16 protein-coding genes and 1 pseudogene are annotated in these 18,882 nt (G+C 60.1%); 8 read left to right on the forward strand and 9 right to left on the reverse strand.

What is annotated here, in order from left to right:
- The first annotated feature begins 959 nt into the window (after nt 1-959).
- From NKI17_RS35325 to NKI17_RS35340, 4 genes are all read left to right on the forward strand, one after another.
- Nucleotides 960-1,697: a hypothetical protein gene (locus NKI17_RS35325; protein WP_352907737.1), complete on the forward strand. Its 738-nt coding sequence runs from the start codon at nt 960-962 to the stop codon at nt 1,695-1,697.
- Nucleotides 1,698-1,805: 108 nt separating this feature from the next.
- Nucleotides 1,806-2,216 carry a DUF1036 domain-containing protein gene (locus NKI17_RS35330; RefSeq protein ID WP_352725114.1) on the forward strand — a complete coding sequence of 137 codons (411 nt, stop codon included), beginning with the start codon at nt 1,806-1,808 and terminating at the stop codon, nt 2,214-2,216.
- The gene (locus NKI17_RS35335; RefSeq protein ID WP_352907738.1) at nt 2,213-4,546 is read left to right on the forward strand and encodes a M23 family metallopeptidase; all 2,334 of its coding nucleotides are present in this window, start codon (nt 2,213-2,215) and stop codon (nt 4,544-4,546) included. The genes NKI17_RS35330 and NKI17_RS35335 overlap by 4 nt, the downstream gene beginning before the upstream one ends.
- Before the next feature lie 428 nt (nt 4,547-4,974).
- Complete coding sequence (locus tag NKI17_RS35340) at nt 4,975-5,391, forward strand: peptidoglycan-binding domain-containing protein (RefSeq protein WP_352907739.1); 417 nt, start codon at nt 4,975-4,977, stop codon at nt 5,389-5,391.
- 215 nt (nt 5,392-5,606) lie between these two features.
- Here the strand turns inward: NKI17_RS35340 and NKI17_RS35345 are convergent, their stop codons facing one another.
- Complete coding sequence (locus NKI17_RS35345) at nt 5,607-6,143, reverse strand: OmpA family protein (RefSeq protein ID WP_352907741.1); 537 nt, start codon at nt 6,141-6,143, stop codon at nt 5,607-5,609.
- Nucleotides 6,144-6,397: 254 nt separating this feature from the next.
- Between NKI17_RS35345 and NKI17_RS35350 the strand changes: the two genes are divergently transcribed.
- Nucleotides 6,398-6,922, forward strand: coding sequence for a DUF6931 family protein (locus tag NKI17_RS35350; RefSeq protein ID WP_023678616.1), 525 nt, complete (start codon nt 6,398-6,400; stop codon nt 6,920-6,922).
- 74 nt (nt 6,923-6,996) lie between these two features.
- Here the strand turns inward: NKI17_RS35350 and NKI17_RS35355 are convergent, their stop codons facing one another.
- From NKI17_RS35355 to NKI17_RS35365, 3 genes are all read right to left on the reverse strand, one after another.
- On the reverse strand, nt 6,997-8,250 hold the full coding sequence (locus NKI17_RS35355; RefSeq protein WP_352907742.1) for a caspase family protein: 1,254 nt from the start codon (nt 8,248-8,250) through the stop codon (nt 6,997-6,999).
- A gap of 11 nt (nt 8,251-8,261) precedes the next feature.
- Nucleotides 8,262-9,371, reverse strand: coding sequence for an OmpA family protein (locus tag NKI17_RS35360; RefSeq protein WP_352907743.1), 1,110 nt, complete (start codon nt 9,369-9,371; stop codon nt 8,262-8,264).
- A 447-nt stretch (nt 9,372-9,818) separates the two neighbouring features.
- A complete protein-coding gene (locus NKI17_RS35365) occupies nt 9,819-10,901 on the reverse strand; it encodes a sensor histidine kinase (protein WP_352907744.1) in 1,083 nt (360 codons plus the stop codon).
- A gap of 337 nt (nt 10,902-11,238) precedes the next feature.
- Between NKI17_RS35365 and eglC the strand changes: the two genes are divergently transcribed.
- The 3 genes from eglC (at nt 11,239) to NKI17_RS35380 (ending at nt 15,783) form a co-directional block, all read left to right on the forward strand.
- A complete protein-coding gene (gene eglC, locus NKI17_RS35370; RefSeq protein WP_352907745.1) occupies nt 11,239-12,630 on the forward strand; it encodes an endo-1,3-1,4-beta-glycanase EglC in 1,392 nt (463 codons plus the stop codon).
- A gap of 97 nt (nt 12,631-12,727) precedes the next feature.
- The gene (locus NKI17_RS35375; protein WP_352907746.1) at nt 12,728-14,473 is read left to right on the forward strand and encodes a type I secretion system permease/ATPase; all 1,746 of its coding nucleotides are present in this window, start codon (nt 12,728-12,730) and stop codon (nt 14,471-14,473) included.
- Entirely contained in the window at nt 14,473-15,783 is a 1,311-nt protein-coding gene (locus tag NKI17_RS35380) for an HlyD family type I secretion periplasmic adaptor subunit (RefSeq protein ID WP_352907747.1), read from the forward strand. The genes NKI17_RS35375 and NKI17_RS35380 overlap by 1 nt, the downstream gene beginning before the upstream one ends.
- A 37-nt stretch (nt 15,784-15,820) precedes the next feature.
- Here NKI17_RS35380 and NKI17_RS37245 read toward each other — a convergent pair whose 3' ends face one another.
- From NKI17_RS37245 to NKI17_RS35405, 5 genes and pseudogenes are all read right to left on the reverse strand, one after another.
- Entirely contained in the window at nt 15,821-16,330 is a 510-nt protein-coding gene (locus NKI17_RS37245) for a hypothetical protein (RefSeq protein WP_502894716.1), read from the reverse strand.
- Nucleotides 16,331-16,551: 221 nt separating this feature from the next.
- Entirely contained in the window at nt 16,552-16,977 is a 426-nt protein-coding gene (locus NKI17_RS35390; RefSeq protein WP_352725129.1) for a YidB family protein, read from the reverse strand.
- A 691-nt stretch (nt 16,978-17,668) separates the two neighbouring features.
- Entirely contained in the window at nt 17,669-17,992 is a 324-nt protein-coding gene (locus tag NKI17_RS35395) for a TadE/TadG family type IV pilus assembly protein (RefSeq protein WP_352907748.1), read from the reverse strand.
- On the reverse strand, nt 17,982-18,401 hold the full coding sequence (locus NKI17_RS35400; protein ID WP_352571642.1) for a TadE/TadG family type IV pilus assembly protein: 420 nt from the start codon (nt 18,399-18,401) through the stop codon (nt 17,982-17,984). The genes NKI17_RS35395 and NKI17_RS35400 overlap by 11 nt, the downstream gene beginning before the upstream one ends.
- A gap of 26 nt (nt 18,402-18,427) precedes the next feature.
- Nucleotides 18,428-18,882: pseudogene (locus tag NKI17_RS35405) on the reverse strand (pilus assembly protein TadG-related protein); the annotation flags it as partial.

The following is an 18,882-nucleotide window of genomic DNA, read 5'->3' on the forward strand; positions in this document are numbered from 1 at the left end:
ACCCGCAGTCGATCATCGATGCATCGGTCGCGGCGCTGCGGTCCAAAATCGCGGAACTCGGCGCGGGGGGGGGGGGGGGGCGGGTTTGCCCCCCCCCCCCACGGGGGGGGGGGGGGGGCGGGCCTGGAAAATCCACAAAGACCCGAACCATCGCGATTTCTGCCTTCGCGACGCTGGCTCTCGGCGCGGTTGCTGGCCTCTATGTCAGCGGTTTTATGACGCCTACCACGCCGAGCGCAGGCACGACATCGTTGTCCGCCCCAGAACCATCAGAGCCCGCACCAGAGGCATCAAAGCCGGTCGCGACGGACAATGTGCCGCCAGAGGTAGCTCCACCCGCGCAGCCGCAAACGCAGACCACCGCTTCGCCAACTGAAAATCAGGCAGAGGCGGCTGTGCCTCAAAAGCAGTCGGCAGCGTCGCCCAAGATGCTCCCACAAACCGGGGAAGCCCCGAAGCCATCAGCTAGCGCAGCGCTGCCGCCGGCCGAAAACGTATCGCCGGCAATTCAGCCCGATACCGCGGCCAACGCCAGCCCGACAACGCTTCCGCCGCCTGACAAGCTCGTTCCAGCCCCAACACCGGCCGAAAAAACGTCATCGCCGCCAGCGCCGCGCACCGACGTCGCGGAGAGCCAAAAGCCGCAGCCGGAAGAGCCCACCAAGATCCCTCTGCAAGCCAGGGAAACACCGAAATCGTCAGCAAGCGCGACACAGCCGCCGGCCGAAAAAATCTCGCCGGCAGTTCAGCCCGACATCGCGGCCGGCGGCAGCCCGAAGACGCCTCCCCCGCTTAGCAAGATCGCTCCAATCGCTCCACCAGCCGAAAAAGCTTTAACGCCGCCAGCCCCTCAGCCCGATGTCGCGGTGAGCCAAAAGCCTGAACGACAGGCAAGCCAGCCGGCGGAGGCGAAATCGGCCGCGCCCTTTCCCGAGCCGGCTGCAGGCCAGGCGGATGCGATGAGCGCAAAGGGGCAGCAGGCCGACCAGCAAGCCGCCAGACAGCCAGACCAGGCCACGGTCGCCTTGAACGTGCCCAAGCCGGAAGTTCCTCCGGTCATCGACGACGTAGCGCAACGGGTCTCGTGGGTTCGCGACTTCAGCGGCGGCGACTGTTTCTATGCGGCCGTCACGTCGATAACCGACAAGACGGCGGCCATCGAAGGATTTGGAACGGCGGTTCATCCATTCGAACAAATGTTGACTGATTTCCAGGCAAAGTTCCACGTTGAACCGGACATAAGCGTGCGCCTCATCGAGCCGCCCCAGTGCGAAGTCACCAACTTCCTGCGCTTTCTGGGCCAGACTGCAGTCGTCAAGCCGCAGCTGGTTCTCGATCGAACATCGGTGCCGAACGGCACGCCGATCAGCGGCACGCTGGTGACGCATGGCGGGCTCATTTCCAGCGTGCTGTTGATCGACCACAAAGGCATGATGTTCAACCTCGACGATCGCATGGTCGTACAGTCGGACAAGGCCACCTTCAGCATCCCGATCGGCCTCGGCGCCGCCGACAGGGCTGCAGGCAAGGCCGTACCGCAGATCATTATGGTGATCACCGGCCCCCAGGACATTCAGGCGGCTGCGTTCTCTACGCCAATGCCGGCCTCGCAACTGTTGCCCAAAATTCTCGAAGAAATCGAGACCAACGGGTCTCAGTTCTCGGCCAGTGCCAAATATTTCCGGCTCGGCGGTTAACATGGCCGCCCGATGGAACGCCACCGCTCGCCTTTGCCCCGCTCGTCTGACGGCCTGCCCGTAAAGCAGCGCGATCGGTTTCGAGCGTTGCTTGTCTTGACAGGCCGCATGAGGCTTGCGGTCGTTTCGGGCGCGGCACTCCTGGCCGTGCTCTCATGCAATGAAGCGCGCGCCGAATTCACGGTCTGCAATCAGACACTCGACGTCGTCAACCTCGCTATCGGCCAGACAATCGACAATGCCGACCAGACCGATGGCTGGTGGACCATCGGCGCAAATCAGTGCGTGAACGTCATTCGCGAGGAACTGACGAACCGCTACATCTACATCTACGCCACGGACGTTTTTGGCCACGCGATCCTGACCGGGTCGACCGAAATGTGCATCGAGCGTCGACGGTTCTCGATACGCGGCATCGACGAGTGCTGGCAGCGCGGCCATATCGCGGCGCGATTTGTTGAAGTCGACACACTTGAACAGGTGCGGTGGACGTTTTTCCTGACCGGAAGCACTCCGTGACGCACGCGATCGACACCAGCTTCAAGGCGAAAAAGCAGGCGCGCGCCGCCCTTCGCCGGCGCACGCTTTGGCGCAGGCTTTTTGCCGGCTTCGCCTTGATTTTCCTGTGTTCGATCGCCGTCGGCTTCTACCTCACCGCGGACTATTGGTCATTTGGCGACGAAGACGAGGAGTTGCGCGCGGTAGAAGGAGCCGACGATGTGCCGGCCGATGCATCTGTCTACGTGCCTGCGATTATCGGCCTGGCGGGGGACCCTATGTGGATCACGCTCGCACCCGATAACGGCGCATCAACGAAAGGCCGCGTGATTCCGCGTCCGGCAGAACTCGACCCGGCAGGGGTTTCGCCACAGATCGAGATTTTGTCCGACGTCATGCTTAGCGCCAGCGTGAAATTCATGACCACCATACCGTCGACGCAGGAGGATTTTGCATTCTTCCAGGCGCAACGAAAGACGGCTCCAGCAGCCTCCAGCGATCTGCAGAACAATCTTCAGCCATTTCCTGCCCCGGATGAACCCGCGCCTGCTGCCGATCAACTGGCCGAAGCCGACGACCCGGAGGCCGGCTGGGGTGAGACAATCGATGCAGGCGATGCAGCTCTTCCGGCGTTCCACAAGACCCAGATCGAAAACAACACCAGCGTCGCAACTGTCACGAATGAATATCAGCGGTTCGAGGCCACCGAAGACACTTTCGTGAAGATCCTCAACAGTCGCAGTCTGGACAGCGTTGCGCTCGATGCGCATTTCTCCGCCGACGACGCCAGGCTAGCAGGCGAGGCCCTGAAGGCGCTCTTTAGCCGGGGCGGCCTGGAACCGGGTTATGTCGTCGCCCTGCGTGGATACCGACCCAACCGCGAGACGACAACAATGTCCCTCATGCAGGTGTCGATCTACGCCAAGAACGTTTTTGTCGGGACGCTGACGCGTGATGCCGCAGGCGTGTTCGTCTCGGGGGCTGATCCCTGGGTACGCGAAGATTTGTTCAACTACTCGGGTGCGCCGGAAGAAGGCGCACACAAAAGGCAGTATCGTCTGCTCGACGCGATTTACTCGACAGCGGCACGCAACAGCGTTCCGACCGGCGTGATCGGCGAAGCGATCATGTATCTGTCGAGAGGACAGGATCTGGACGCTTTCGCAAGCGAGGACCAGCGTCTTGTACTGATCTATTCGCAGACGCCGCGCGGCAAGGACGAAGGCGCCGGGCGGGTGCTATATGTGGGTGTCCAGGGCACGACAAAAAGTCTCGACTGTTTCGTCTTCCAGCAGGGCGATGGCCAGTTTGCATGCGTGACAGGCGACGATCAGGTCCGCTCGCTGACGGTCACCAACGGCATGGTCACACCGGTCAACGGGGTCTTGACCTCGACCTTCGGGCCGCGCAAGCATCCAATTCTAGGCACCGTTCGCATCCACAAGGGCGTCGATTGGGCGGCGCCGGTCGGCACGCCAATCGCAGCCGCCTTCGATGGCGAAATCAGCTTCCAGGGCGATGGGGGCGGCTATGGCAATCTGGTCAAGATTTCGCACGGAAACGGGCGCGAGACGCGCTACGCTCATATGCAGAAATTCGCAATCCAGGGCGGCGTCGGCACCAAGGTGAAGGCTGGCGATATCATTGGCTATATCGGCACCACCGGCCTTTCGACCGGACCGCATTTGCATTTCGAACTCTATCAGAATGGCGCGGCGATCGACCCACTGGGCACGGTTACCGCGGTCGCTTCGGATCTTTCCGCCGTGGAAACGCTCACCGACCGTATCGTTCATGTCGAAAGTGGCGGCAGCGCCCGTGCCAAGAACCCAAATTCTTCAGCGACCGGCGCCGGCCAATTCATCACAAAGACCTGGATCCGGATGATGAACACTTACCGCCCCGAACTTGCACGCACACTCTCGACTGCCGACCTGCTCGCCCTGCGATACGACGCCACGATCTCGCGCGAGATGGTTCGCAATCTGGCGCGAGAAGGCGAAGCCTATCTTCGGACGCGCGGCCACCAGATCACAGCCGGCCGGCTCTATCTCTGCCACTTTCTCGGCATGGAGGGCGCGCATCAGGTGCTGTCGGCGTCGGGTTCGGCGCAATTGAGCGCCGTGCTCGGGTCAGCCGTCATTCAGGCCAATCCCTTTCTGACGGGCAAGACCGCCAGCTATGTCGCGGACTGGGCCGAAAGAAAGATGGGTCGCAAACTGAGCCCAGCCACAACCACGGCGGGTCAGCAGACGACGACCACCACGGAGGTCCGGCAGACGTCGCCCGAGTTCGCAAAGTACAAACAGGCGATCACGGCGATGCTGAGCTCTGTTCAGAATGCGCTTTGAACCTGTGCATGGCGCGGCAAATCGTAACCGCTTCGGTGGACGCAGACGACCGGCTTTCCGTCCAACGAGTGCTGTACTTCGACCTCTGCGCACTTTCGAACCGTGGCCAAGTTCGCATACGCCACGGCCATTTTCGGGTTGAAGCGACCTGTCGCTGAAAAGACCTAACACGTGCAAAATAGAGTTCGCTGCGACGGCGGAAGGAAAAGCAGGACCCGGCTCCGTGAGCTACAGGGCCTCCTTCGAGGCGGCAAGTTGGAGACGCTCTGGCACACACTGACGGCCTTAAAAGCAGGAGCGCCCGCAAAGCGGGCGCTTGAAACCGGCTGCCGGCGTTTGGTCAGGATGATGTCGCTTGCGACAGCACCTCTTCGAGCAGGGCTGTTGCAATGGCAAGGCTATCAGCAGCCATCTCCTCGCAGTCTGGCATGATCATGAGCTGTGCGGAGGACCAGGCGAATGACAGCTCCGGCTCTGCGGTGCGCACATCGGTCGGCGTTTCGGACGAGGTGCAGCAAACAGCGGGCACCGAATTGACAGAAAGTACGATCTGTCTTGACCGCCAGAGCCGCATCGACCTGCAACTGCGCATCGAGGCGTTGGGCAACGAACTTGGCCGCATTGACGGAAACATAGGTCCGCAGACCCGCCGGGCGATCGGCATCTGGCAAGGCAAGAATCGTCTTCCGCCGACCACGTATCTGACGCGCGAGCAATTGGCATTCCTCGAGGTTCAGACAGATCCGATGATGGAGCCGTGCGTGCCGGATATGCGCCGATCAAGCCCGTGCAACGCAGCCGAAAAAGCAGGTTGCGCAGAGCGTCCGCACCCAGCGGTCGGGTGACGCAGAAACGTCGCAACAACAACAGGTCGTTCAGAAACAGCGGTTGCGCAAGACCATGGTGCGGCGGACGGATCCTCCTCCGGTGTGATGGTGGGCGGCGTGCTCAAGAACTGACCGGGGTCGTTCCAAGCCTATTCGCCTGGCCTGCCGCTGGGCTTGCCGCGCAGTTCCTGACGCACTGCTGCACAGTTTCTGGCGGCATGCACCAGCGTACGCTACTCGGCCTTTATACGCATTTCCACGCGGCGGTTGACGGCGTCGTATGGATTGGAGCTACGCGGATGCGCTTCGCCCAACCCGATTGCGTTGATGCGGTCAGCCTCGATGCCACTGGATGTGAGGAAGGACGTCACCGACTGCGCTCGTCGCTGCGACAGCCGCTCATTGTAGTGCTCCGGACCGGAAGCGTCGGTGTAGCCTTCGACGACGAAGTGGAAAGTACTGATCCGGCTGTCCTTCAGAGCCTTGGCATACTCCTCGAGTTCAGCGCGTGCGGTCGCGTCGAGTTCGGCCGAATCCAGCCCGAAATTGATCAGCATGTCGAGACTGGATTTGTCGGCCGGCCCGTCTTTTGCCTTGGTCTTGCTCTTGCACTGCTCCTCGGTGCCGACACAAATCCCCCGAGCCTTGCCGAGGTCGGCCGCGCCAGCAAAAAACTTGACGATGTCTTCTGATTTCTGGACAGGGTCGGCGGAAACATGGGTCGAGAAAGCCACGACCGCCAACACCAAGGGTGAACTGGCCCACCGCATAGCGGTTACTCCTGTTGAGCATCCGATATTACCAAGCGTGAATATACCAAATTCCCACGCACTTGTCTGTCAATAAACGCCGAGCCTGGCTGCGTCGGCCGATCTCCCGTCCCCACGAGTTGAGACTTGACCGGCGCCACGCCGGGGGCTTGAGTACGACTGGTCCTCGATGAAGGCGTGGCGTCATGGCCAATGGGCTCCGATTCAAAACGGCACGGGATCTTTTTGTGGCTTGTCCCGCTGTCGCCAGAGACATGAGAGCCCTTCCAACCGAGCAGCGTTCGATCGAGTTTTGCCGCGATCTCCTCGCCGGGCCCATTCCCGAAGAGGCGATCACGTTTTGTGCCTACCTGCTTCCTGATCGGGCTGCGGTCTGGTGGGCCCATGAATGCTTGGGGCATCTGAGCGAGCTGCTCGATAAGACAGATCAAGAGCTGCTCGCGCTTGTTCGCGACTGGGTCAGCGAACCGGACAGTCCCCGCCACCGCGCCGCAGTAAGCGAGGCTGCGGCAACCCCGCCGGCAACGCCGGGCGCCTGGATTGCCTTGGCTGCCGAATGGCGTGACAATGGTTTTGGCGTTGCCGGATCTGTCGTCGGCGCAGCCGCGCCAACGGCCTTGCAGCGACATCCTGCCGCCCATGCAGTCAATGCCGGTGTTCTAGCAGGGCTGGCGCGCGTCGCACTGGCGGACCGCTTTGCCGTTCTCTCCGCCTTTGTTGAAATGGGGCTGCAGTTGGCCGAGATCGAGGCGCAGCGCCAATCGGCTGATGCGTATTAGACCCGAACCATTCCAATAGAGGCAGCTCCATGGTCTTTATTGACCAGGGGTTTTCGAAGCGAAGGGCGCAGATCTCACTTGCAGCCGCCTTGCGCCCATTTGGCCAGCGCCACCTTGAAGCGTGTCCCAAGCGGATGTTGCAGGCGTAGAACGGAGACATCGTTGGCGGCGAAATTTTTCGCCTGTTCGCATAGCCGATCCTCACTCCACTCATGACAGCCGTTGCAGTGCTTGCCCTCCCACACCGCCTTGTCGAGCCCTTCCACGGGAGTGAAGAGTGGCTTGCCTGTGATCAGCTCGGCGATACTCTTGCCGTCGATTGCTGGATCTCCAAAATAGATAGGTCGGTCGAAAAAGATCGGATCGTCCGAAGCCAGTTTCGGGATTTTCTGCCGCAGGACATTAAGCGCAAGCTGTGCCTCATCGTCGCCTGACGAATTTGCGGTGGCGTTACGCCCATCCGAGCCGTCTTCCGCTTGTTGCGGAGCCGTCGCTTCGCCGACGATCAGCGGCGCGTTGAGATCGACTCTGTGCAAAACGACCTCGGTGGTCAGCGAGACATTGATCCACGGGCGCTGCTTGCCGGCGGTTGCTTTGAAAACATCGGCGGTGACCATGTTCATCGCGTCGGTGATCGAGATGTTCGAAGCCCCGATATGGGCAAGCAACGCGGACGTGAATGGCGAATGTTCGCTCGATCCGTCATAGGCGACCTGATTGGGACTGGTGGAAAAGGCGACCAGCGTACCCGCACCGCCATTCTCGATCGGGATTTCGGCAAGCCCGCTTCTCGCTCCCTTGACGCCGGCGGCCTTTGCCAACACTTCGGCCAGGGGATTGTCGCGACAGGCATCGAGGAAAATCAGTCTTATACTGGTCTCGCGCGACATTTGCCGCAAAACGAACTCGACAGGCACCGCCTCGAAATCAAGCGAGGTCTCGTCTTCCAATGCGGCATCGACCGGAAGCAGGTAGTTGCTGCCTGAAACCTGAAAACCGTGGCCGGCGTAAAAGAAAAGGGCAATGTCGGCGCCGCGAACCTGCTTTGCGAACTGCGCAATCGTCGTCTGGGTCTGCAATTTGGTCAGATCGAAACCGGAGACGACTTCAAAGTCCAACTTCGCAAGGCGATCGGCAACAGCCTGCGCGTCGCGGACCGGGTTGGTTAGCGCCGGCGCATGCTGGTACTGGGAGTTGCCAAGGACTAGAGCAACACGGCGTTCCGCATTGGCCGCCGTCAATGTCCATAATAGCGAGAGTGTCACCAGCCCGATCGCGCGCAGGGCACTGCCAAAACAGGCAATCAGATCGAAGCCCCACCGGAACAAGAGGTCCTTCCTCAGTTGACGAGCTTGGTGGCGGAAAACTCGATCCGCCGGTTGAGCGCCTTGTTCTTCGGCGTATCGTTGGTCGCAACGGGCCGCTCCTCGCCATACCCGGTTGCCGTGATCTGCGTTCGTGCAATACCCGCGGCAACAATGGCATCGGCAACGGCCTGGGCCCTGCGCTCCGACAGCAGCTTGTTGGTTACAGGCGAACCATCGGAATCGGTGTGGCCGGAAACCTCTACCTTCAGGCGGGGGCACTTGCCGACCACGCCAACCACCTCTGCCAGCAGCGGACGGCTTTGGTTGTCGAGCCGCGCGCTCGCCGACCGAAAGTAGATGGCCCCAGTGCGGGAGAGCACCGCGAACCGGTTGAGGCACTCCTCATCACTGAAATTCGCTTTCGCGGCATCGGTGGCGACGGGCCCGACGTCGGCAGTACTTGCAGCGATCGTCTGCACGGCCGCGGGCTTGCTGCCGCCGGCGTTGAAAACGAAATCGAAAGACACGGAAGCGGTCGGGACAATGTTGGTCACATTGGCGGCCTGCTGTAGCTTGTCGACATTCGGCAGCAGTCCGAAATCCTCGACATGTACGGCAACAGGCGTCTCCGAAGCGACGGAGACCATGCTGTCGCTGATCATGGTCACGACGACATTGGCCTCGAGATCCTTGTCGACCCCGTGCAGGTTGAGGCGGAATGGCAGCGCTGCCTTGACCCTTCGCTTGGTCGCCAGGTCGGCAAATGCGGCAGGGTCAACTTTTGCGGTCAGTTCGGCGGACGGATACTTGAATGTCTCAAAGAAAAGGAACCGCATGCGGACATTGCGAAGGTCGACACCCGTGTCGACAGAGTTGAGGTCGAAGGTGATCTTGGCCTCACCCGTCGAAGAAAGAGTGCCGGCTATGTTCCTGATCTTGTTGGTTTCGACGATCGTGTTCTTCTTGACCGACTGGTAGGTGAGCACGGAGGCCGTCGGGTCGAGTGTCCAATTCGTCTGTGCATTCGCGCTTTCCAGCCCAGGCAATAACAGCACCGATAGCGCGACGATCAAGCCAAGGGTGTTTAGGGCTAACCAGCTTCTCGAGCCCGTTTTCCGCCAGTCTCCGACGACTTCGAACATTGAACCCCCACAGGACAACAGCCTTCCGTGTCGCGATCACCACCATGCCGTGCCAAGGAGAGCATAGAACAATTGTCAAGGCTTGGCGAGCATCGGCCAATCGACCGTAATGGTGTAAATTCCGCTCAGGTCCCGGGCTGCGGAACTCCGGCAAAATGGTGTTGCGGGAACAAGCGGTCTTGTTGGCGAACAATGGAGCTGAGTGGAGAATATTCGCTGCGCTACCTGCCGCTGTCTTGAAGCCGGTCACGCTGGACCAGCCAAGCGAGGGAAACGCCCGGCTTACTCCATCCTGCTTCTCCCGCGGAATGCAGCTGGCGGCTCTTCGATTGAAGATTTCGACCATACGAAGCAGGCCGCGAAGCGCGTCCGGGCCTATTTGCAGGCACCTGCTCAAAGCCGCGACATGAAGCCAGCCGCCAGCCTGCCATGTTCGACGGCAATCGTTTAGCTTGCTGCCGCCGACCGCTTGAAAACGATGGTCACCTTCGTTCCTTTGTTGGCGCTGGACTCGACAGCTAGCTGCGCCTTGGCGTTCTCGGTCAGCGATCGCGCGATCAGCGCTCCGAGCTTGCCTGGCTTGGGCCACACCTCGCCTTCCGGCAGGCCGATTCCGTCGTCCGCCACTATAACCCGGCAGCCGTCGCCATCGACGACGCTGTGCAGTGTTATCGTGCCGCCGTCGCGCCCCCGGAACGCATGCTTTAGTGAATTGGTCAGCAATTCGTTGACGACCAGTCCCGCCGGCATGGCGACGTTTATTGACACGGGATATGTATCCACCTTCATATCCAGGCGGATCCCCTCGACTGCATGCGAGCTCATCACCGCGGACGCGATCTGGCTGAGATAGACGCCAAGATCGACCTCCTCTTTCGGCTCGTCGGCCGTTAGCGTCTGGTAGAGGATCGCCAGAGCGTCGACGCGACCGGCAAGCCGCTCAAACCGTCTCCGGTCGGCCTCGGTTGCGTTGCGGCTTTCCAGCCGGATCAGTGCGGTGATCATCTGTAGGTTGTTCTTCACCCGGTGCTGCAGTTCGCGCAGCAGTGTGTCTTTCTCGCTGACAAGCTCCTCCACCGAGCGCTCATCTCCCGCCTCGCCATGGGCCGATACGTCGACCAGCGCCACCAGCCGGAAGCACATCTTGCCGTTGTCGTCCTCGATCACATTGGAATAAACGTCGACGATCGTCGGCTTATCCTCGTTGCGTTCCAGCCTGTAGGTGCCGACAAAATCGGTTTCCTCGACCACGGCCTCGGCAAGTGGCCGGTCCTTCGGCTCGTGGAGGCCTTTGCCCAAAAGGGCTGCCCAGTTTGCTCGTGTGAGCCTGGCGGCCGTCAGGCCTGACAGTTTCTCGAATTCCGGGTTGGCGTAGACTACGCGCTCCTCAGCGGCCAGGTTCGCAACGGCAATGGCGATCGGCACCTGGTCAAGGAATTTTTTGAACTGTTCGCTTTCCAGTGCGGTTGCAAGGTCAGGTGTATCAAGCAACTGCTCGACCGCCTCGGCCTTTTCTGAATCCGGTGTCATTTGCGCGCCTGTTCCGTGCGGACAATATCAACAATGCAGCGCGCCCGCCATCGCCAAAGCTGCATTTGACGCACCGCGTCATGCACCTGACAACAAGCTTGCGTCGTGCGCAACGGCCATACGTCTAAGATTGCGACCGGCCGAAGCAGAGCGGCAGGCGCCGGGTGCCACGCCTTGTGCCCTTGAAGGGGTGAGGCGGCCCCCGCGGCAAGTGGCTCCGCTGAATATTAAGCTTTTGGTAACCCTCCAAGCTCGAAGGCTAAATGGTAATGGCTCCTTTTGCTCTCAATAGGTGTTAGGCCCGATATCGAGGCGAGCAAGAGGAGAAAGGACCAAAATGGCCAACGTACTGAACGCCAAGGGTGTTCCACTCCCCTACAGCGGATCCTCCGTAAAGTGGTATTCGGCGACGAATTCCGGCCCGACACTTTATGGCAGCATCTACAACGACTCAATGTACGCCGACGGTAGCGTCACCGTGACGATGTACGGCGGCAAGGGCGATGACATCTATTATCTGTATTCCTCCAAAAACAAAGCGGTCGAGCTGCCCAACGAGGGTGTCGACACCATATCGACTTGGATGAGCTACAAGCTCCCAGCGAATTTCGAAAACCTGACGGTCACCGGCGACAAACACTATGCTTTCGGAAACGAGCTAAACAACATCGTTGCCGGCGGCTCCGGCCAACAGACGCTCGACGGCTTGCAGGGCGATGACGTTCTCAAGGGCGGATCCGGGGCGGACATTTTCGTCGTGACCCCCGGCAATGGCAGTGACCTGATCCTCGATTTTGGCGTCGATGATACCGTGCGTGTCGGGAGTTACGGCTTCACCTCCTTCGAGGACGTGCACGCCAACATGGTTCAGTCGGGAGCGAACGTCCGACTTAATCTGTCCAATGACGAATTTCTCGTTTTCGCCAACAAGACCGTCGACCAGTTCACCCCAGGCCAGTTCGATCTGGCCCTGGACAGGTCGCATCTGGAACTCACCTTCTCGGACGAGTTCAACACGCTCAACCTGTGGAATGGCTCGAGCGGCACCTGGGACGCGAACTTCTGGTGGGGTGCCGCGAACGGCAGCTCGCTCACGAGCAACAAGGAGCTTCAATGGTATATCGACACCAACTACGCCCCGACGCGTTCGGTCAACCCGTTCAGCGTTGAGGACGGTGTTCTCACGATTACCGCCGCCCAGGCTCCCGCGGCAATCCAGCCCTACATAAACGATTACAAATACACGTCAGGTTTGCTGACGACCTATGAGTCCTTCGCACAAACCTACGGCTATTTCGAAATTCGGGCTGACATGCCCGAAAAGCAAGGTGTATGGCCGGCCTTCTGGCTTCTCCCGGCTGACGGCTCCTGGCCACCGGAACTGGACGTCGTGGAAATGCTCGGTCAGGATCCAAACAAGCTCATTCTGACAAGCCACTCCAACGAGACGGGAACTCATACGACAGTGTCCTCGACGGCCTATGCCGCCGATACCGAAGGGTTCCACACTTACGGAGTGCTTTGGACAGAAGACGAACTCGTCTGGTATTTCGACGACGTCGAAGTTGCTCGTGCCGCAACGCCTTCCGATATGCACGACCCCATGTATATGCTGGTCGATCTGGCGGTTGGTGGCCTGGCGGGAGCGCCCGCCGACGGGCTTGCGACACCTGCGGAAATGCAGATCGACTACATCCACGCGTACGCGCTGAACGATTGGCATATCTAGGCGCAACACCTGACGGTGGCTGCGGTATGGAGACACCGAGCCTGATTGCGGGCACGATCCTTGCGCCGGGGACCGAACTGGAACCGATGTGAAGGCGATGTCGCATTCCCATTCGTCCGAGCCGCCACGAACAACCCTCGCTGCGGTTTTGGCTTCTTTCCGCCGCGCGTTCGCTGGAATTGCCCTGATGAGCGGCGTCGTCAATGTTCTGGCGCTGACCGGCTCGTTCTTCATGCTGCAGGTCTATGATCGGGTCGTACCCGGCCGCAGTGTGCCGACGCTTGTCGGGCTTGCCATATTTGCCGGCATGCTGTTCATTTTCCAAGGCGTTCTTGAGCTTATCCGGTCGCGGTTGCTTGTGCGCATCGGGATGGCTTTGGATGCGCGATTGAGCGGGCAAGTCTATACCGCCCTTATGCGTTTGCCCTTGCGCACCAAGCTCCCAGGCGACGGCCTTCAGTCGTTGCGGGATCTTGACCAGGTGCGTTCGTTTCTGTCGAGCACTGGTCCGACTGCGCTTTTCGACCTGCCCTGGATGCCGCTGTATCTGGCAATATGCTTCCTGTTCCATCTCTGGATCGGCATGACGGCGCTGGCAGGCGCCGTCATTCTCTCTAGCCTGACTGTGCTTGCCGAAGTTCGCACCAGGGAGCCTGCGAAGAGGGCAAACAGCCAGGCGGCCGCGCGCAATACGCTTGCGGAGGCGACGCGTCGCAATGCAGAGGCTCTGCAGGCGATGGGCTTTGGCGCGCGCATCGCCGAGCGCTGGTCAAGCGTCAACGCCGACTTTCTCAACACAAACGCAAGAGCCAGCGATCTGGCTGGGACGCTCGGCACGATCTCGAAGATCCTGCGCATGATGCTGCAGTCGGGTATACTGGCGATCGGCGCCTATCTGGTCATTCATCAAGAAGCGACAGCCGGTATTATGATCGCCAGTTCGATTATGATGAGCCGGGCGCTCGCGCCGGTCGAACTGGCTATCGCCCACTGGAAGGGTTTCGTCAGTGCTCGCCAGGCATGGACCCGGCTGAGCCAGCTTTTGGCCCTGCTTCCTGAAACTGCCACGAGTGTCTCGCTGTCTGCACCTGTATCTTCTCTTGCGGTAGAAAGCATCTGCGTCACGCCACCCGGCGAGCGTCGTGTGGTTGTGCAGGATGTCGGGTTCGCGCTAGAAACGGGTGCCGGCCTTGGCATCGTCGGACCGAGCGCGTCTGGAAAATCATCGCTTGTCCGAGCAATAGCCGGGATATGGCTTCCAGCCCGCGGGACCGTCAGGCTGGACGGAGCAACGCTCGACCAGTGGTCGCCGCAAGAGCTGGGCAACCATGTCGGCTATCTGCCGCAGGATGTGCAACTGTTCGATGGCACCATTGCCGAGAACATCGCACGCTTCGAACCTCAAGCCTCTTCGGACAAGATACTGGCGGCTGCGCGCGCGGCCGGCGTTCATGACCTTGTCGTCCATCTGCCGGAAGGCTACGAAACGCGGATCGGCGAGGCCGGATCGGCGCTTTCGGCGGGCCAGCGACAGCGGGTTGCGCTCGCACGGGCCCTTTATGGCGATCCGTTCCTGGTTATCTTGGACGAGCCCAATTCCAACCTCGATCCCGAAGGGGAGGCCGCGCTGGCGGCTGCAATTGAGGGCGTGCGGGCGCGAGGCGGCATTGCTGTCGTCGTCGCCCATCGGCCGAGCGCCCTAGCAAGCCTGGATCAGGTACTCGTGATGGCCAACGGCCGTGTCCAGGCGTTTGGCCCCAAGAATGAGGTCTTGAGCAAGGTAACCCGTTCGGGCGGCGTTCCCCTGAAGGTCGTCTCCGGCCCTGAGGAGGCGACACACTGATGACCCAACACGCGGCATCCGCGATCGACCGGACCATCCGACACTATCTGTTCGGCGGTGTCGCGGTCTGCATGCTCCTGGTTGGTGGGGCGGGAAGCCTGGCCGCGGTCACGGAGCTTTCTGGAGCCGTCATTGCTTCGGGAAGGCTGGTCGTCGATTCCAGCGTTAAAAAGGTGCAGCATCCAACGGGTGGCGTGGTCGGTCAGATCCTCGTGGGAGAAGGCGACGCCGTGAAGGCGGGCCAGGTTTTGATACGTCTCGATGAAACCGTGACCCGGGCCGATTTAGCCATCGTCACCAAGAGCCTGGACGAATTCGAGGCCCGTCTGGGCCGCCTCGAAGCCGAGCGCGATGGCACTGACACCATCGCCTTCCCGTCTTCGCTGACGTCGCGGCAGGACGATCCTGAGATCCGGCGTGCGATGGCCGGCGAGCAGTCCTTGTTCGAATTTCGTCGCCAGGCACGCGCTGGCCAGAAGGCTCAGTTGAGAGAGCGCATTGCTCAGCTCGCCGAAGAAGTCGCCGGCTTGAGCGAGCAAAGGGATGCTAAAAGCCAGGAAATCAAATTGATCGGGCTTGAGCTCGACGGCATGCGCAAGCTCTGGGAACGCAAGCTGGTTTCAATCGATCGCATAACGACGCTTGAGCGTGACGCAGTCCGGCTTGAAGGCGAACATGGGAAGCTGACTGCGGCAATCGCGCAATCGAAGGGCCATACATCCGAAATCCGCTTGCAGATCATTCAGATCGGCCAGGATTTGCGCAGCGAGGTGGCAACCGAGCTCCGTGACGTCCAGGCAAAGCTCGCCGAGTTGGTCGAGCAAAAGGTCTCGGCCGAAGATCAGCTCAAGCGTATCGATATACGCAGCCCGCAAACTGGCGTCGTCCATGAGCTTGGCGTGCATACGGTCGGCGGCGTCATATCCGCGGGAGAGCTCATCATGCAGATTGTCCCTGTGACAGACGATCTGACCGTCGAGGCGCGTGTGGCACCGCAAGACATCGATCAGCTGATGCCAAGGCAGAGCGCAACGTTGCGACTTTCGGCCTTCAACCAGCGGATAACGCCAGAGCTGAATGGTCTCGTCAGTGAGATCTCCCCCGATCTCAGCATCGATGAGCGAAACGGCGCGAGCTTCTATACTGTGCGTGTCAGCCTGCCGCGCACAAAGCTTACAAGGCTGAAGGGCCTGACCTTGTCGCCCGGTATGCCTGTCGAGGTGTTCTTCTCGACCGGCAGCCGCACAATGCTGTCTTACCTCGTAAAACCTCTGGCAGATCAAATCCAACGGGCGTTCAGGGAGGATTGAGTTCGCGTGACGGACTCGGCCATAACCCATGCCGTGCTTAGAGCGTGACGATTTTAGGTTGCGGCATACTCGGCCTCGGTGAAGGAGTTGGCGCATTCCTTTGATGTGAGAGTGTCGTGGATTTTCCCGATGCTCGCAGACGGCGTCGGTGTTGCGTCTGGCGGCCGTTCTCAGCAGGTGTTTGGTTTGGCGAGGAGCATCTCGATCGGATCAGGTCTGGCGAGTATTTCGGCAGGAAGAAGAGCTTGGCGCCGGCGTTGCTGACGGCGTGCCGGACGGCCTTGTCGATGAGGACGATGTCGCCCGGCTTGAGGGTCGGCAAGAGCACCTTCTCGACATAGAGCCGGAAGCCATTGATCGGCCCGTCTGTGAGCATGGGGCGGCCCGGTCCACTGCGCCCGCCGACGCGCCAAGTCGGGCCGATCTTGCGCGCCCCGCTGGATGATGACGAACGGCTATCGACATCTTCTTCCTTGTCGCTCCAACCGTCGGTTGGTGGACGCATTGCCGGTGATACGCCTAAGGTTCCCGAACGGTCCGCGCGCACCGGGCAAGCCCAACCCGCATCCCCCCGCCTGGTGCAAAGGCGCTCGATCGGTCCCGCCGTCCTGGCATGTGCGGCGGGACTTTTTGTGATCGACCTTGGAACACCGCCTCGCGGTGAAGGTCCAACTTCCCCTCACACGATTGCTGCCAGGTCGGTTCCCGAAGCCGGCGTCCCCTGGGGGATACGGGCTTTCATTTTCAGCCTGCTTTGTCGCAGTGGCGCTAAGTACGAGCTGCTCCTGGTACCTCGTCCAAGAGATTTGGACCGTTGCCCGCGGGCATCTGGCCGTCGGGCGTAAGCTTGTCTACCGCGTCGGGCAGTTCCCTCGTGAGCCGGTCGAGAAGTTCTTCATTAGACAATCCGGTTTGCTCAGCCAAATCGCTCAACGTTTGCGGGTCAATTGCTTTCTCAACCTGGTCGCGCTGAACGGGCCGGTTGGATCCTTTTCCCACCCAAGAATCTACCTGATCGCCCGCACCCGCATTTCTGAGACGGTCCAGGATGTCGCCGAGGCCGCCAGGGGAGCCAGCGCTAGTGTTGGGATCTGTCGATTTCCTACCAGCGATCAACTCGCCAATCTTGTCTCTATTCTTGTAGGCAAGCAGGCCCAGCAACGCTATGGCGACCTTTCCTATATCAAGGCTCATTTCGCATCTCCTTCTATGAGGAAGGGAGAAGGCATGCGGCTTTGAAAGGTTCCACGGTTGTGCTGCTGGGCCGATATTCGGCTCGGTTTTAGCCGGGCGATTGCGGCTTCTCGGCTCGCTTCTGGCTAGACTTCAGCATCCGTGCCTCCGCAGAGTCAGATCGCAGCTCGCGTCCTCGCTCCGGAGGCGCGGGCTTTCCATATTCCGTCACCGATTGTGGGCGACACCCTTATCAAAATCTTGCATTAGAAACTTGGAACATAAGTGAAGCAGAAAACACTGTTGGCGCCATGGACAAGAACGATGGCGACACAATCGTCCTGGTTGGCTTCCGAGCCGCCTGCCTGGGGACTCGTGATCCGAGCAGATAGGCGACAAGGATTTCGAGAGAGACCGACGGCAAAATGGGCTGGACGATAATGGTCACGAAAGCCAGGTGAGATCACAATCTTGGCGAGGAACAGGAGGACGCCGCCCTCGACAGCCAACCATCCGTGGTTCCGTTGCTCCTGGTCTATGTGCTCTCGATGTTGGGACTGATCGGTACGCGCTCGCTCCTTCGTAATTTCTACGACGCCCGCTCACTTCCGGCTCGCGCGGCTCTTCAGCATTCAGGCCTCGCGCAGCAATGATGCATGGTCGGTGCCGATCATCGATCTGCTCGCGCGCCTGCGCCTGCGTAATGCCGGTTTCATCGGCTAAGACTTGGGCCTGCCCTCCGAAAGCCGCCGCTGGGGGCGTCGATTGCTATCGTTACGTCGACATCGGTTAATCCCAAACTCAGCAATTTTGCCGTGGCTATCGCTTTTATCTCGGCTTCGGTCAGCGAATTCTTCATTTGCAGCGCACGTGACGACGTTTCCAGCGTGTACCGAACACTCGACATAGCATTCAGAGCCCAGCCGAATGCAAAGATGCCGATCAAAAGCATTATCAGAAAAGGCGCGATCAGCGCGAACTCTAATGCAGCTCCGCCTGATGCATCCCCCGTGAAAGCTCTCGACTTAGCGGACACGAATCACCTGTTGATGACTGAGTTCGCGCGAGAGGGAAAACGCGCCAAAACTGAAGGGCGGTGACCAGGTGGCTGTCGCCTGTATTACGAGGAAGACCGAGGGGGCTTTCAAAGTGTCGCACAGGACCGATGGATCGGCCACGATGTTCCCGCACATGTATTTCCGGCTCACTGCCACCTGCGCGCCATCAGGATGGTTTTCCCAGCTCGAAAGAGCGACAGCTTGGATGGTCGTATCCTCGACTGCTCCTTGCATCACGAGGTTCGCCGCGGTTTTGACGCCTGCACGCATCGACAATGCGCTCGAGACAAAAGACCAGCCGTCGATGATGCCAAGAAGTACCAGGCAAAGGATGGGCAGAACCAGCGCAAACTCTACCGCGGCAACACCCGAATCACTCCGGAACATCCGGACTTGTAGCCGATCCACGAAAACTACTCGACAAGCTGAACGGTTTGCGTGGCCGGAATGTCTCGCATTCCAAGGCTCGTGCAATCCTGAATGATGTTTGCGTTGCCGGACCATTGCACGGTACTTGCGACGACCTGCGTGCAACCACCTTTGCCCGAGAAATTGCCGAGATAATTGACGCCCTGTGTTGGAAAATACAGAGCGCCGGTCAATAGCGAATCCGCCGTGCCATTAAACGTGTTGGATCCCGCCAGGTTGGCTCTGTCGCCATAGAACAGCACACCTGAATAGGTGCCCGACGTCGGTGCGCTGAGCTTGACGGTCGCCGTGCCGTTCATGCTAACGCCGGAGGTATCGGCCAGATAAATGACGACGCCCTCGCCGGAAATATTTGCATTCGAGCTCGCTTTGAAATCGCCTCCCTCAATGACGTATATCCCGGGCGAGAGGGTTACATTGCCGCTCAAGCTGAGCCCCT

The organism is Mesorhizobium sp. M0816 (assembly GCF_040320005.1).
GTDB lineage: Bacteria > Pseudomonadota > Alphaproteobacteria > Rhizobiales > Rhizobiaceae > Mesorhizobium.